Source organism: Halomonas sp. DN3, assembly GCF_024137905.1.
GTDB classification, from domain to species: domain Bacteria; phylum Pseudomonadota; class Gammaproteobacteria; order Pseudomonadales; family Halomonadaceae; genus Halomonas; species Halomonas litopenaei.
The window spans coordinates 3,367,999-3,381,499 of sequence record NZ_CP099965.1; the positions used below are offsets into that span (position 1 = coordinate 3,367,999).

General features: G+C 63.9%; 12 protein-coding genes. 5 read left to right on the forward strand and 7 right to left on the reverse strand.

The window, feature by feature from the left end:
- The first annotated feature begins 87 nt into the window (after positions 1–87).
- Positions 88–897 carry a tetratricopeptide repeat protein gene (locus tag NKF27_RS14605; RefSeq protein WP_253552667.1) on the forward strand — a complete coding sequence of 270 codons (810 nt, stop codon included), beginning with the start codon at positions 88–90 and terminating at the stop codon, positions 895–897.
- Positions 898–1,050: 153 nt separating this feature from the next.
- On the opposite strand, the gene htpG is transcribed toward NKF27_RS14605, so the two are convergent.
- From htpG to NKF27_RS14620, 3 genes are all read right to left on the reverse strand, one after another.
- Entirely contained in the window at positions 1,051–2,955 is a 1,905-nt protein-coding gene (htpG, locus tag NKF27_RS14610) for a molecular chaperone HtpG (protein ID WP_045993791.1), read from the reverse strand.
- Positions 2,956–3,234: 279 nt separating this feature from the next.
- Positions 3,235–4,254, reverse strand: coding sequence for a PaaI family thioesterase (locus tag NKF27_RS14615; RefSeq protein ID WP_253552669.1), 1,020 nt, complete (start codon positions 4,252–4,254; stop codon positions 3,235–3,237).
- A gap of 196 nt (positions 4,255–4,450) precedes the next feature.
- Positions 4,451–4,807 (reverse strand): YkvA family protein, encoded by a 357-nt coding sequence (locus tag NKF27_RS14620; RefSeq protein WP_253552671.1) that lies wholly within the window; start codon positions 4,805–4,807, stop codon positions 4,451–4,453.
- 260 nt (positions 4,808–5,067) lie between these two features.
- Here NKF27_RS14620 and NKF27_RS14625 point away from each other — a divergent pair, with 260 nt between their 5' ends.
- Positions 5,068–7,011, forward strand: a complete 1,944-nt coding sequence (locus NKF27_RS14625; RefSeq protein WP_253552673.1) for a transglycosylase SLT domain-containing protein — start codon at positions 5,068–5,070, stop codon at positions 7,009–7,011.
- 143 nt (positions 7,012–7,154) lie between these two features.
- Here NKF27_RS14625 and NKF27_RS14630 read toward each other — a convergent pair whose 3' ends face one another.
- Positions 7,155–7,808, reverse strand: coding sequence for a LysE family translocator (locus NKF27_RS14630; RefSeq protein ID WP_253552675.1), 654 nt, complete (start codon positions 7,806–7,808; stop codon positions 7,155–7,157).
- Positions 7,808–8,233, reverse strand: coding sequence for a TM2 domain-containing protein (locus tag NKF27_RS14635; RefSeq protein ID WP_045993795.1), 426 nt, complete (start codon positions 8,231–8,233; stop codon positions 7,808–7,810). Before NKF27_RS14635 ends, NKF27_RS14630 begins: the two co-directional genes overlap by 1 nt.
- Positions 8,234–8,590: 357 nt before the next feature.
- Here NKF27_RS14635 and NKF27_RS14640 point away from each other — a divergent pair, with 357 nt between their 5' ends.
- A complete protein-coding gene (locus NKF27_RS14640) occupies positions 8,591–8,797 on the forward strand; it encodes a cold-shock protein (RefSeq protein WP_045993796.1) in 207 nt (68 codons plus the stop codon).
- Positions 8,798–9,065: 268 nt separating this feature from the next.
- On the opposite strand, the gene NKF27_RS14645 is transcribed toward NKF27_RS14640, so the two are convergent.
- Complete coding sequence (locus NKF27_RS14645) at positions 9,066–9,626, reverse strand: hypothetical protein (RefSeq protein WP_253552677.1); 561 nt, start codon at positions 9,624–9,626, stop codon at positions 9,066–9,068.
- 427 nt (positions 9,627–10,053) lie between these two features.
- Complete coding sequence (gene yegS, locus NKF27_RS14650) at positions 10,054–10,983, reverse strand: lipid kinase YegS (RefSeq protein ID WP_045993797.1); 930 nt, start codon at positions 10,981–10,983, stop codon at positions 10,054–10,056.
- A gap of 258 nt (positions 10,984–11,241) precedes the next feature.
- Here yegS and NKF27_RS14655 point away from each other — a divergent pair, with 258 nt between their 5' ends.
- Together NKF27_RS14655 and NKF27_RS14660 are read left to right on the forward strand one after the other, a co-directional pair.
- Positions 11,242–12,864 (forward strand): cation:proton antiporter family protein, encoded by a 1,623-nt coding sequence (locus NKF27_RS14655; RefSeq protein WP_197037166.1) that lies wholly within the window; start codon positions 11,242–11,244, stop codon positions 12,862–12,864.
- Between the two features lie 297 nt (positions 12,865–13,161).
- The gene (locus tag NKF27_RS14660) at positions 13,162–13,455 is read left to right on the forward strand and encodes a hypothetical protein (RefSeq protein WP_045992573.1); all 294 of its coding nucleotides are present in this window, start codon (positions 13,162–13,164) and stop codon (positions 13,453–13,455) included.
- Positions 13,456–13,501: the final 46 nt, after the last annotated feature.

Below are 13,501 nucleotides of genomic sequence, written 5' to 3' on the forward strand. Positions count from 1 at the left end.
AAGCAGCGCGCTTCGGCGTCACGACCGATGGCGATAGACCTCGCGCGAGCTATGAAGGGAAGGCGACGACGCTATCCAGCGACTTTCGTGAAAGCCCTGCTGGTCGTGCTGCTGAGCGCCGGGTTGGCGTGGCCGGTGGTTGCCCAGCAGGCCCCGCTGACCAGGGCCAAGGCGCTGTTGCAGCAGGGTGACAACCAGGCCGCTCTGCGCGAACTACGCCCTCTGCTCGAAAGTCCTGATCCGCTGGCCCGGGTGGAAGGCTTGAACGCCCAGGGCTGGATTCTCTACCGGGAAGGCCGACACGCCGACGCCTCAGCGCTGTTCGAGCAGGCGCTCAGGGCCAGTCGAGGTGATGACGGCCTGCGTGAGGTACGCCTGAAGACGCTCAACAACGCTGGCATCAACGCCTTTTCCGCCGGTGAGCTCGACAAGGCTCGAAGCTACTTCGAGGCCGCACTGGCCCTCGGCAGCGACGTGGCCCCGCGCTACCTGACCATCATCACCCGCCAGGCCCCCATGCAGTCGGCCCAGCAGCAGGTCAGCGCGGGACGTGAAAAGCGCATCGAGCGCGACTTCGAGGGAGCGGTGGCCGACTACACCCGGGCGCTTGCGATCGACCCGAACAACAACGACGCCCTCTCCTATCGTGGCTACGCCTACTACCGATTGGGCCAGTACGACAATGCCCGAGCCGATATCGAGGCGGCCCTGGCGAGTTCTCCCCAGCGGCTGGACGCACTGATCAACCTGCTCAAGGTGAGCTGCGCCAGCGGCGATGACCTCGATGCGGTGCTCAAGCGCCGGGGGCACGCCATCCAGCGCCAGCGCGAGGCCATGCTCGACGACAGGGAGCTGCAGCGCCAGTGCCCAGACCTCTTCGCCAGCCTGAAACGCTGAACCACCGCCATCGGCGTGGCGAAGACGCCCCCCGCCCTTCCCCCCTGAACGCAACGACGCCACCCGAAGGTGGCGTCGCTGTTGGCATGCAGGCAGTTGGCTGCCCGACTATCTGGCGCCGTCAACGAAGAGCATTGAGGCGCTTGACGCTTGTCAGGCGCTTAGCAAGGCGTTAAGACGCTTGACGTAGGCGGCCGGATCGTCGAGATGGCCGCCCTCGGCGATGATCGCCTGATCGAGCAGGATCCGCGCCAGATCACCGAAGCCGTCACCGTCGGCCCCTTCCAGACGAGCGACCAGAGCGTGGTCCGGGTTGAGCTCGAGGATCGGCTTGACCTCAGGCAGGCTCTGGCCCGCGGCCTCCATGATACGGCGCATCTGGAAGCCCATCTCGTGCTCGGGCAGCACCACGCAGGCCGGTGAATCGGTCAGGCGGTGGGTGATCTTGACCTCCTGAACCTCCTCGCCGAGCGCTTCCTTGACTCGCTTGACCAGATCTTCCTTGGACTTGGCGGTCTCCTCCTGGGCCTTCTTCTCGTCCTCGTCCTCGACGTCCCCCAGGTCCAGATCGCCCTTGGCAACATCGGCAAACTTCTTGCCGTCGAACTCGGTGAGATGGCTCATCAGCCACTCATCGATGCGATCGTGGAGCAACAGCACCTCGATACCTTTCTTGCGGAAGATCTCCAGGTGGGGGCTGTTCTTGGTGGCATTGAAGCCATCGGCGACGATGTAGTAGATCTTGTCCTGACCTTCCTTCATCCGCTCCACGTAGTCGGCCAGGGACTGATCCTGGGTGGCGCTGTCGGTGTGGGTGGAAGAGAAGCGCAGCAGGCCGCTGATCTTGTCGCGGTTGGCGTAGTCCTCCGCCGGGCCTTCCTTCAGCACCGAACCAAAGGTGTTCCAGAACGTCTGGTACGCCTCCTTGTCCTTGGCCAGCTTCTTGAGCATGTCCAGGGCACGCTTGGTCAGCGCGGACTTGATCTTCTCGACCTTCGGGTCCTGTTGCAGCAGTTCACGGGACACGTTCAGCGACAGATCGCGGGTGTCCAGCACGCCCTTGATGAAGCGCAGATACAGCGGCAGGAACTGCTCGGCGTCGTCCATGATGAACACGCGCTGAACATACAGCTTGACCCCACGGGCGCCGTCACGCTCGTACAGGTCGAAGGGGGCGCGACCTGGCACGTACAGCAGGCTGGTGTACTCCAGGTTGCCCTCGACCTTATTGTGGCTCCAGGTCAGGGGGTCGGAGAAGTCGTGGGCCACGTGCTTGTAGAAGGCCTTGTACTCGTCCTCGGAGACCTCGCTCTTGGGCCGCACCCACAGCGCGGTCGCCTCGTTGACGGTCTCCCAGGTGGTGACCTCGCTACCGTCGACCTCGTTGCCATCGTCGTCGGTGGCCTTTTCAGTCCGAGGCATCTTCACCGGCACTTCGATATGGTCGGAGTACTTGCGCACCAGGCTCTGCAGGCGATAGTCGTCGGCGAACTCCCTGGCGTCCTCCTTGAGGTGGAGGATGATCTCGGTGCCGTGCTTCTCGCGCTCGATCTCGGCGACCACGAACTCGCCCTCGCCTTTCGAGCGCCACTCGACGCCTGCATCGGCGGCGTCGCCGGCCTTGCGGGTACGCACGGTGATCTCGTCGGCGACGATAAAGCCTGAATAGAAGCCGACCCCGAACTGCCCGATCAGCCGGGCGTCCTTCTGCTGTTCGCCGGAGAGCTGCTTGAGAAACTCGGCGGTGCCACTCTTGGCGATGGTGCCCAGATTGGCGATCACGTCCTCGCGGTTCATGCCGATGCCGTTGTCACGAAGGGTGACGGTACCGGCCTCGCTGTCGTGCTCGATCTCGACGCGCAGCTCGCTGTCACCCTCGTAGAGCGCATCATTGTCCAGCGCCTGATAACGCAGCTTGTCGCAGGCGTCGGCGGCGTTGGAGATCAGCTCCCGAAGAAAGATCTCGCGGTTGGAGTACAGCGAGTGGATCATCAGGTTGAGAAGCTGCTTGACCTCGGTCTGAAAGCCCAGGGTTTCTTCGTGAGTAGCGGTGGTCATGGTGGATCGAACCCCTTTCGACATGGCGATTTCCGGGCCAGCGATGGGTCGCTGGCGGTCCAGAGTGCACGGCTAGCGCCGCACGTCATTCAAGATGACAATCGATATGGGGTCCGCGCTGCGCTTTTCAAGGCTGGCGCTACCAAGTCAAGGCTGGCACCTTCAGGTCAAGGCTCGCGCCTTCAGGTCAAGGCTGGCGCCAGCAGGTCGACGTTCCCGGACCCAGGGCGGCGCCCTTGGCCGTGGTCACCAGACGACCGGCTGCCCGGGCTGGCTCTCTCACGCCGATGCCCCCAGCACATAGGTCAAGCGTGCCCGGGCGACCGGCGCGTCTTCGTCGTCCTGCCACGCCCACGCCTCGACGTTGGCCATGCGCCGCCCTTCGCGCACCAGACGACAGCGCGCGAAGGTTGGCTTCACCCCGGCCGAACTGAGGTAGTCCACGGTGACATTGACCAGCCTCGGCAGGCGCGGCTCGCGGGTCTGCGCCAGAGTATCCAGTGCTGCAGCCGTCTCCAGAAAGGCCGACACCACACCACCGTGCAACGCCGGCAGCATTGGATTGCCCACGTTGCGCTGGCGCGTTTCCAGCTCAAAGCGCCTGCCGCGATCATCGCTGTCCACCGTCACCCCGATGAAATCGGCGTAAGGCACCTCACCAAGCCAGGCGTTGATATCACCGCTGGCACGACCACGCTCCAGCAAGCCGATATCACACCCGTATGGGGCCGCCGTCATCGCGCCACTGTCGGCACCGCCAACTGGGACCTTGTCTTCAATACGGGGATCGCCCTCGTCCTCCACAAGACCGGCGAACATGGCCTCGGCAAAACCTGCTGGCGTGTTGCGTGCCCCCAGCCGTGCAAAATGCCCGCGGGCACAGGCCACCACCTGCCCTTCTTGCTGCCAGGCCCGCGCCTCGGTGAACACCACCGAGTCGGTGATGGCTTCTGCTTCAGCACGTACCCACAGCGACGCCCCCTGACAGGCGGGACGACGATGGCTGATATGCAGATCCAGGGTGGGACAGACCTCGGGGCGTGGCAGCGCCGGCAGGACCGAGGCGCCGCAGGCGGTGTCCAGCAGGACGCTGAGCACCCCGCTGTGCACCAGGCTTCTCGAGCGATCACCGCACAACTCGGCGCCCCCGGGCAGATATAACGTGACGCAGCTGGCATCCACCGCCACGACGCGCATGCCCAGCGCCTGAGTATGCGGAATGACATCGACAAAGCGCTGAAGCGCCTGCCGCCAGAGCGACACGGAGGGTGGCGTCAGGGTGCTGCGTGAGGAGGACATGAGCAGGCTCGAATTCAAACGTTTGACTGACAATCTAGACGCAGCCGGTCACCGTCACAATACGCCCTTGGTCCGCATCTTCCTCTTTTACCCGCCAAAAGCTCGCCAAGCGTTAGCGGCAGACAATTTATCCTGCAGCAAGATCAGAAAGCTCGAATCAGCACATTACGAGCCAGCGCATCAAGAGCAAGACACACTAGATGTCATTGATATCCCGCTCCTCCCGCGGAGCATCGTCCTCGCCAATACCACGCCAGGCGCGATAGTCGGCCAGACTATTGTCCACCTTGGTCAGCAACCAGCCGACGATGACCACATCGTCGAGAAGGCCGAACAGCAGCAGCACATCGGGAATCAGGTCCAGCGGTGACACCAGATAGGCAAAGGCCACCGCCATCCAGCCGAAAGCCGCCCAGGGCACCGGGCGGTAGCGACCGCTGAGCACATCCTGCAGCATCGGGATAAACAGCTTGAGCGCCCGCATTATATGCTTGAACGCTCGCGTGCGTTGGGTAAACCGGCCAATAACGGGGATTCGATCAAACAGGGCCATGGATAGTCTCCTCGACTCAATTCCGTACCAACGATTGCCGATGGTATTCATCGGGTGTCAACGGCTATCTTCATGGCGTCGACGTCGTCTTCTCGCAACATGGGGGCGAAGCTGACCGGGGTCAAGTCTCGCGACCTGGCCGGGTAACTGTTCAAGCCCCGCCGGTTCGGTCACCATGTGGCTTCGATCCAACATCGTCTCGCCGCCTACGGCACAAAAAGGCAGCAATGTCTTCATCTTCATAGACCAGGAGGGTCTCCATGCCATTCGCCTTGTTTCGTCGCCTCGTGCCGCTGGTGGCAGCCACGGCACTGTGCATGCCATTGACGGCAACCGCCCAGGGCAGTGACGGCGCCATACGCAGCGCCCTGGAAGCCGCCCGTAGCGGCAACTTCCACAACATCAACGACGCCGCCATTCGTGGCCACGAACTGGCCGGCTATGTGGCGTACTATCGTCTGCGCGATCGCCTGCCCAACGCCAGCCCCCAGGAAGTTCTCAGCTACATCTCGGCCAACGCCGATGCACCGCTGGGTGGCTGGATGCGTGAGCAGGCCATCCTGCGCTACGGCAAGGCCGGGCGCTACGGCGACCTGCTGGCGGTCGCCGGCGGCGTCCCCGAGACCACCGCCGAACAGTGCTACTACTACACCGCGCAACTGGGTCAGAGTCCCTCCGTCGCCGCCCAGGGCGGCCGCGAACTATGGCTGGTGGGTCGCTCCCAGCCGGACGCCTGTGACTCGCTGTTCTCCACCCTGCGCGCCCGCGGCGAAATCGGTGGCACGGAAATCTTCGAGCGCATGATGCTGGCCTGGGAAAACGGCGAGGACGGACTGGTCAGCTATCTTGGCCGTCAATTGGGACCCGCCTGGAGCTCCGCTGCAGCAGCGCAGCAAAGCGTGGCCGCCACCCCCTCGCGACTGGCCAGCGTAGCGCGCTGCGTCGGTCCCGACTGCGCTGGCACCGCCTCCTTCGTGCGGGCCGCCGTCATCGCCACAGCAGAGTCATCCCCCGCAGCGGCGCTGTCTGCCTGGCAGCAGGTCTCCGCCAATGTCAGCCTGCCGGCCCAGTCACGCCAGGCGCTTGAGCGCGAGATCATCTACTACGCCCTGCGCCGCGACCAGCGCAACCTGCTCGGCTGGATCGACAGCGCCCTGGCCGGCCAGCAGGATCCGGAGGTGTTCGAACTGCGCGCACGCCTGGCCATCCGTGATCGCGACTGGGCCGCCGTCGAGCGGACCGTCGGCATCATGCCTGCCGAGACCCAGGCCAAGGCACGCTGGCAATACTGGCTGGGCCGCGCACTGGCCCTGCGTGGGCAACAGGCAGGCGCGCAGGCCGCCTACGCCCGGGCAGCGGGCCAACGCGACTTCTTCGGCTTTGTCGCCGCCGACCGCCTCGGCCAGCCCTACGATCTCAATATGGAAGACACGCGTTTCAGCGAGGCCGAGCGCGCCCAGGTCGCCGACTGGCCGGCGGTACGTCGCACCGAGGCGCTGCTGCGCGTCGGCCAGGAAGGGCTTGCCAACCTCGAGTGGAATCATGCGGTACGCACCGCAGGCGCCACCGACGCCCGGCGCCTGGCAGACTACGCGGCAGGACGCGGCTGGCATGTGCGCCTGGTGCAGACGACCATCGTCGGCAAGATGCTCGACGCCCTGCCCTGGCGCTTTCCCGAAGCCTATCGGGAGGACTTCCGCCGCTGGGGCCAGGCCAACAACGTCGACCCCTACCTGCTGATGGGGATCGCCCGCCGCGAGAGCGCCTACAACCCCGAGGCGCTGTCACCCGCCGGGGCCAGGGGCCTGATGCAGTTGATGCCGGGTACCGCCGCCCTGGTGGGACGCCAGGCAGGCATCGGTGACCCTGGTCCCTACGGCGTACTCGACCCGGCCACCAACATTCGCCTTGGCAGCACCTATATCCGTGACATGATCGCGCGCTACGGCGGTAACCGTATCGCCGCTGCGGCGGCCTACAACGCTGGCCCCCATCGGGTCGACACCTGGCTTGCCCGCGCGCCGGGCGAGTTCGACCTGTTCGTCGAGGAGATTCCCTTCAAGGAGACCCGCCGCTACGTCCGTGCCGTGCTCGAGTACCGGGTGGTGTTCGAGAGCCTGGCCCAGGGCTCGACCCAGGGCGTTCAGGTGCTCACAGCGGCCGAGAAGAGCGCGCGCTACAACGGTTCCATGGTACGTCGATGATATGGCGAAGCCGCCGAGATCGCCTCGGAAAGCAAGAACCCCCGACCAGTGGTCGGGGGTTCTTGCTGTCGGACGCCAGGCTTTTGCGGTAGCTACCCCGGCTTGTGTCTCGAGCTATTGGCCTGACCGCAGAGCGAGCCGGTTCAGGACGGCGCTCGCGTCAGCGCCAGCTTGACGCCGAAGGCCACCAGCACACCGCCGGTCAAGCCGTTGAGCACCCGCGAGAACGCCGGCCGGGCAAGCCAGTGGCTGGCGCTGCCCACCAGTACCGCGACCAGGATCTGCCACAGGTTGGCGATCACGAAGTGGATGCCGGCGAGCCACAGGGACTTCAGCAAGGCAGGATCCGTGGGGGCGATGAACTGGGGCAGAAAGGCCATGTAGAACACCACCGTCTTGGGATTGAGCACATTGGACAGCAGTCCCTCTCGCAGAGGCCGCCACGCCGACACACGCTGGCGGCGGGCGCCACTCGCCGCCGACACCGCGAGCCCCTTGCCGGCCCAGGCCTGACGCAGACTGGTGACTCCCAGCCAGGCAAGGTAGCAGGCCCCGATCAGCTTCAACGCCGAAAATGCCCAGGCCGACTGCAGCAGGATCAGCGATACCCCCAGGGCGGAGATGGTGGCGTGGACAAACAGTCCCGAACAGATCGCCAGGCTGGTCAGCACACCGTCGCGCAGACCGCCCCGAGCGGTATTGCGAATCACCAGCAGGGTGTCGACCCCGGGGGTGACGCTCAACAGCGTGATCGCCACCACGAAGCCCAACAGCTGGGCATCGATCCAGGCTTCCATCAGCGCACAGACTCGAGGCTATCGGAGTGTTTCAGCGAGATCTGGTCGTTGAGTGTCCAGAAGTCGTAGAGGATGCCGATCAAGAACAGACCACCGGTGAGCAGGTAGATGATGCCGGTCACCCATTTGCCCATGTAGAAACGGTGCAAGCCGAATACCCCGAGGAAGGTCAGCAACACCCAGGCCAGGGTGTAGTTGGTGGGACCACCGCGGAACCGCAGGTCGGCCTCGCGATCCATGCTCGGGATCAAGAACAGGTCAATGATCCAGCCGATGAAGAACAGTCCGAGGGTCAGAAACCAGATGGTGCCGGTCACCGGCTTGCCGTAATAGAACCGGTGGGCGCCGAGGAAACCGAACAGCCACAACAGGTAGCCCACCACCTTGGAGTGGGTATCGTCGCTATGGATCACGGGGGCAGTCATGTGAATTCCTTGTGTCATCTTTTCCGTTAAGAGGCAGCAACGGGCGTCCGGCTGGACGCTGCTGGCCTTTCGATCTACAGTAACTTGGCGAGTCGAGGTAAGCCATTCTCGCCTGCCTGGGGTGGTCGACACCAGTGGTGTCGTTTCCCGGGTGATCGGAATTGCGAACTCGACCGCAGCGTAGGACAGCAAGTAGAAACGTCAGCAGTGGTAGTTCGATCGCTCTATTGTCGAAACACGCAATGCGCCCTTCTTTCTTGTCATGCCCACGCAACAGGGTTCAGACCACACGACGGGAGAAAAGCTCCCCGGGTGACTGAGCCTGCACCATCATTTAGCGAGTTAAGGAAATCGACAATGGCAACTGGCACTGTCAAGTGGTTCAACGATACCAAGGGCTACGGCTTCATCTCTCCGGACGACGGCGGAGACGACCTGTTCGCTCACTTCTCCGAGATTCAGGCTGAAGGCTTCAAGTCCCTGCAGGACGGCCAGAAGGTCTCCTTCGAGGTGACTCAGGGCAAGAAAGGCCTTCAGGCCTCCAACATCAAGGTCGCCGACTGAGCCTAGCGCCTGTCTGACCTTGCCACGGGGAGATCGCATGAAACGTGATCTAGCCACCCCGTGAAGCAACAGCGCTTGAACAGGATTGCCGCAGGTGATGGACGATCCTCTCCCAAGCGACAAGAAGGCCCACCGTACGGTGGGCCTTTCTTGTTGGCCGACAGGGTCGGCTGGGGTGGGCCGGGAGGGATGCCATGGGAGCTTGCCGACGGGCAAGCCTTGCGCCTATGACGAAGACGCGCAGATGTGACGCCCGGCCAACAGAAGCTCAGGGCGCGTTGTCGGTACGGGTCTCGACATCGCCTTCGGCGTTGACGTCAGCATCGAAGGAGGCGTCAGCGTCGGCGGGCACCTCCTCAGGGACCTGACGCTCGGCCTGCTCGAAGGTCTCGTCGATCTTGCGCTTCGCTTCCTCGAACCGACGTTCGGTTTCCTGAAGAATGGCGTCGACCTCCTCGCTCGATCCCTCGAGTTGCACCGGTTCCTCGGCAGGGTCCGGCACCGAAGGCGATGAGGCTTCTTGGCCGCCTGCGTCGATCTGCTGCCCTTCGCTATCCGGTGTGCCTTGGGTAGCGCTCGTTGCCTCGGCCTGCTTATAGGTCTCGTCGATCTTGCGTTGCGCTTCCTCGAAGCGCCGCTCGGTCTCCTCGAGGATGGCATCGACATCCGACTCGGTGCTTTCCCCCGGTAGCGCCTGGCCCTGCTCCAGGGTGTCGGTGGCGCTGCTGCTGAGGTCTACGTTGGCTCCGTCGGCGCCACTATTGCTCTCCGCGCCGTCGGCCCCGGTCGACGCCGCTTCACTCGATGACTCGGACTGGGCTGCGGACATCCCGCTCTCGGAAGCGGATGGCTGTTGTTGAGTAGCTGACGGCTCTCGTTGAGTCGCTGAAGGCTCTTGTTGAGTAGCTGAAGGCTCTTCCTGAGCAGCGGTCGGCTCTTCTTCAGTAGCTGAAGGCTCCTCGTCAGTTGCTGACGGCTCTTCCTGAGCAGCTGAAGGCTGACTCTGAGACGCCGGGGGCTCCTCTCCATCACACCCAACCAGCCAAAGCGGTACGCTCAGCGCCACCAGGGCCGCCGCCATTCGAGGGGTCATTGCCATCGTCTTCTCTCCATAAAGCCTTTGTCCATGCGCCCAATCTCCATGATTGATCGCGCGCTATTGCACCAAAGCCACCCAGGCCACGCAACTTGCGTCGGCGCTTCAGCACGCCGCAATCTCGCCTATCGGGCGACGTCTCTGGCGGCTCCCGCCCTGATCATTCTCCCCGGGGTGAGGCCATGCGACAGCTGTCGGGCATGGTCAGACGCAGCGCCAACGGCATGACCCGGGCCTCGAACGCGCGCTGATAGCAGGCTTCGCCGTCCAGCGTCAGCGGCAGGCGCGCCTCGCCATCGGCTTCAAAGCGCAACCAGGCGCTGCGAAAGGCGTCGACGTACTGCCCATGGTAGGGCCTGGCCCGCAGTTCCTGCATCATCGCCCGAAGCTGGCGCAGCGAGCGGAAGTCACGCACCAGCAGCACGTCGAACAGGCCGTCGTCCAGTCGCGCCGCCGGCGTCAACTGCTGACCGCCACCGGCCTGGATGCCATTGCCGATACCCAGCAGGAAAATGCCCGCTCGACTCTCCCCGCCATCCCAGGCCAGGTGGCCCTGGTAGAGCTGGTAACGCCAGGCCTTGAAGGCACCGAACACCGAGTAGGCTCCCCCGCCCATCAAGCGCTTGAGCGGCTTCGGCGTCGATGTGGTGATCTCGGCACCGAAACCTCCGGTGGCCATGTTGATGAAATAGCGATCGTTCATCCTTGGCACATCCACCCAGCGGCTGGGCAGACGACAGGCGGCGTCCAGCGACGCTGCCTGGCCGAGCGGCAGGCCCAGGGACTTGGCCAGGTCGTTGGCGCTGCCCAACGGCATGATGGCAAGCTCCGGACGCTCTTCGCGCGGTAACTGCATCAGCCCGTTGACCACCTCATGCACGGTACCGTCACCACCGCCGGCGATGACCCGCTTGACCCGATCGCGTCCAGCCTGGGTGGCCTGGCGTTCGCCGTCGCCCTTTTCCCAGGTGACACGCACGTCCACATCGAGGCCGCCTCGCCGACAGGCGAAGACAGCGCTTCGCACTTCCGGCAATTGCGCCGATTGTCCGTTGAGGATCAGCCGATTGGTGCCCGGCGGCTGGGTCATCCTGACGCTTCCTTTTTCACATGAGGTTCATGAAAGTCGCACATCCTCCCTGTGCGGCGCCTATTTCATCACATCCTTCCCCCGGCATGGAGGCCCGCAGCGACGATCCGACACCTGCCGGCCTCCAGCCACATCCTGCTGCAAACGCCGCACCTATGCTGTTGCGGGACGGGCACAATCGCAGCCATAGCGCTGACTTGACCCGTATTTCCCTTACAATTGATCAAGACACGCCTCCCTTTGCGACCGAGTTCCTGCATGATTGAACCAATTTTTGTGCTGACCGCCTTTGTTTCAGGCCTGGCCGCCATGGCCCTCAGACTACCACCCTTGGTGGGTTTTCTCGCCGGTGGCTTCATCCTCAATGCGCTCGGCTACGACGAAACGCCGGTCCTGACGCTGATCGCCCACCTTGGCGTCACCCTGATGCTGTTTACCATCGGTCTCAAGCTCAACGTCAAGACCCTGCTGCGCCCGGACGTCTGGGGAGGCGCCAGCCTGCATATGCTGGCAAGCGTCGTGCTGTTCGTAGGTATTCTGGCTGTCCTGAAGGCGATCGTCACCCTCGGCTGGCTGACGTCACCCAACGGTCTACTCGCCGGACTCGACCTGACGACGCTGCTGGTGCTGGCGTTCGCCCTGTCCTTCTCCAGTACCGTCTTCGTGGTCAAGGTCCTCGAAAAGCGAAGCGAGACCCATGCGGCCTACGGACGCCTGGCCATCGGTATCCTGATCATGCAGGACCTGTTTGCGGTGATCTTTCTCACCGCCTCCACCGGCAAGCTACCGAGCCCTTGGGCCCTGGGACTGTTCGCGCTGCTGCCGCTGGCGCCACTGCTGCGGCGGCTGCTCGACCGCATGGGCCACGGCGAGATGCAGATGCTGTGTGGCGTGGTGATGGCCCTGGTGCTGGGCTACGGCCTGTTCGAGGCGGTCGGCGTCAAGGGGGATCTCGGCGCGCTGATCATCGGCATGCTGCTGGCGCCCCACCCCGCCGCTCAGACGCTGTCGCGCTCGATGTTCAATATCAAGGAACTGCTGCTGGTCGGCTTCTTTCTGAGCATCGGCCTTACCGCCCTGCCCAGCTGGTCGCTGTTCGGCATCGCCCTGCTGCTGGTGGCGCTGTTGCCGCTGAAGAGCCTGCTCTACCAGCTTATTCTGATGCGTTTCGGCATGCGCCACCGCACCTCGGTGCTGGCCACCCTGAGCCTGAGCAACTATTCCGAGTTCGGTCTGATCGTCGGCGCCATCGCGGTATCCAGCGGCTGGCTGGCACCGCAGTGGCTGGTGGTGGTGTCGCTCGCGGTCGCGCTGAGCTTCGTGGTATCGGCGATCCTCAATGCCGTCAGCGAGCAGTTCTACCGCTGGCTGGAGCCACGCCTGCCACCGGTCGACGAGGCGTCGCTGTCGCCCAGCGACCGCCCCATCGAGGTCGGCGACGCCGAAGCGGTGGTGCTGGGCATGGGCCGTATCGGTCGCAGCGTCTACCGTCGCCTGACCAAGGAGTATGGACTCAAGGTGCTGGGGGTCGATTCCAATCCCAAGAGCGTGAAGATGCTGGCCGACAAGGGCTTCAATATCGTCGAGGGCGACGCCGTTGACTCGGACTTCTGGGACAAGATGCTGATGTCCTCTCAGGTCGAACTGGTGGTGCTGGCGATGCCCCACCATGCCGGTAACCTGTTCGCCCTGAAGCAGCTGCGAAGCCGCCACTTCCCGGGCAAGATCACCGCCGTGGTCGAGTACCTGGAGGAGATCGACACCATCCGCGAACTGGGCGCCCACGCGGTCTACCACGTCTACGACGAGGCCGGCCGCGCCCTGGCCGACAGCGCGGCGGAGGAAGCGGGAATCATCTCGCGTACCGAACAACTCGGCTAGGCGCTGTCCGAAAAGTCGACGAGCGAAGGTTAGACAAGGCAAAAATCGGTGAGACAGCGCAGTTTACGGGGTGTAAATGAGCATTTTGATCCGATTTTTAACGCCGTATTACCGAGCGCAGGCACTTTTCAGACAAGCCCTAGCAAGTGGCGCGCGCAGACCTGTGCAACACCCAGACGCGCTCGGCCACGGGGCTTGCCGTGGACAGGTCGGATGCGGATACTCGGGGCTCTCATGGCCAAGGCGCGAGCTCAAGGCTCACGCCGAGGCCCTTTGCAAGCTCCACGACAAGGATGCATGGCGGTGGAAGACGTCTTTACCTGGCTGGGCGAGGCCCTTGGCACCCTGATTCGCTTTGTGGTCGATACCCTGGGCACCTTCTTCAACAGCATCGATGACGCCGCCGCCGGCTTTATCGACGGCCTGTCTCGCTCGCTGGGCATCGCACCGACCTTCTTCACCCTGGCGCTGCTGGTGCTGGGCCTTTTCTTCCTTTGGCGGGGGCTGCGCGCGATCCTCACAGGCTCCCCCATCGCCGCCCTGCTGTGGGCTCTGCTGGGCCTCTTGACCCTGGGCATGCTGCTGCCCTGAAGCGGGACGGTCTTCAAGGCCAGCCGAGCCGGTAGCACACAGCACA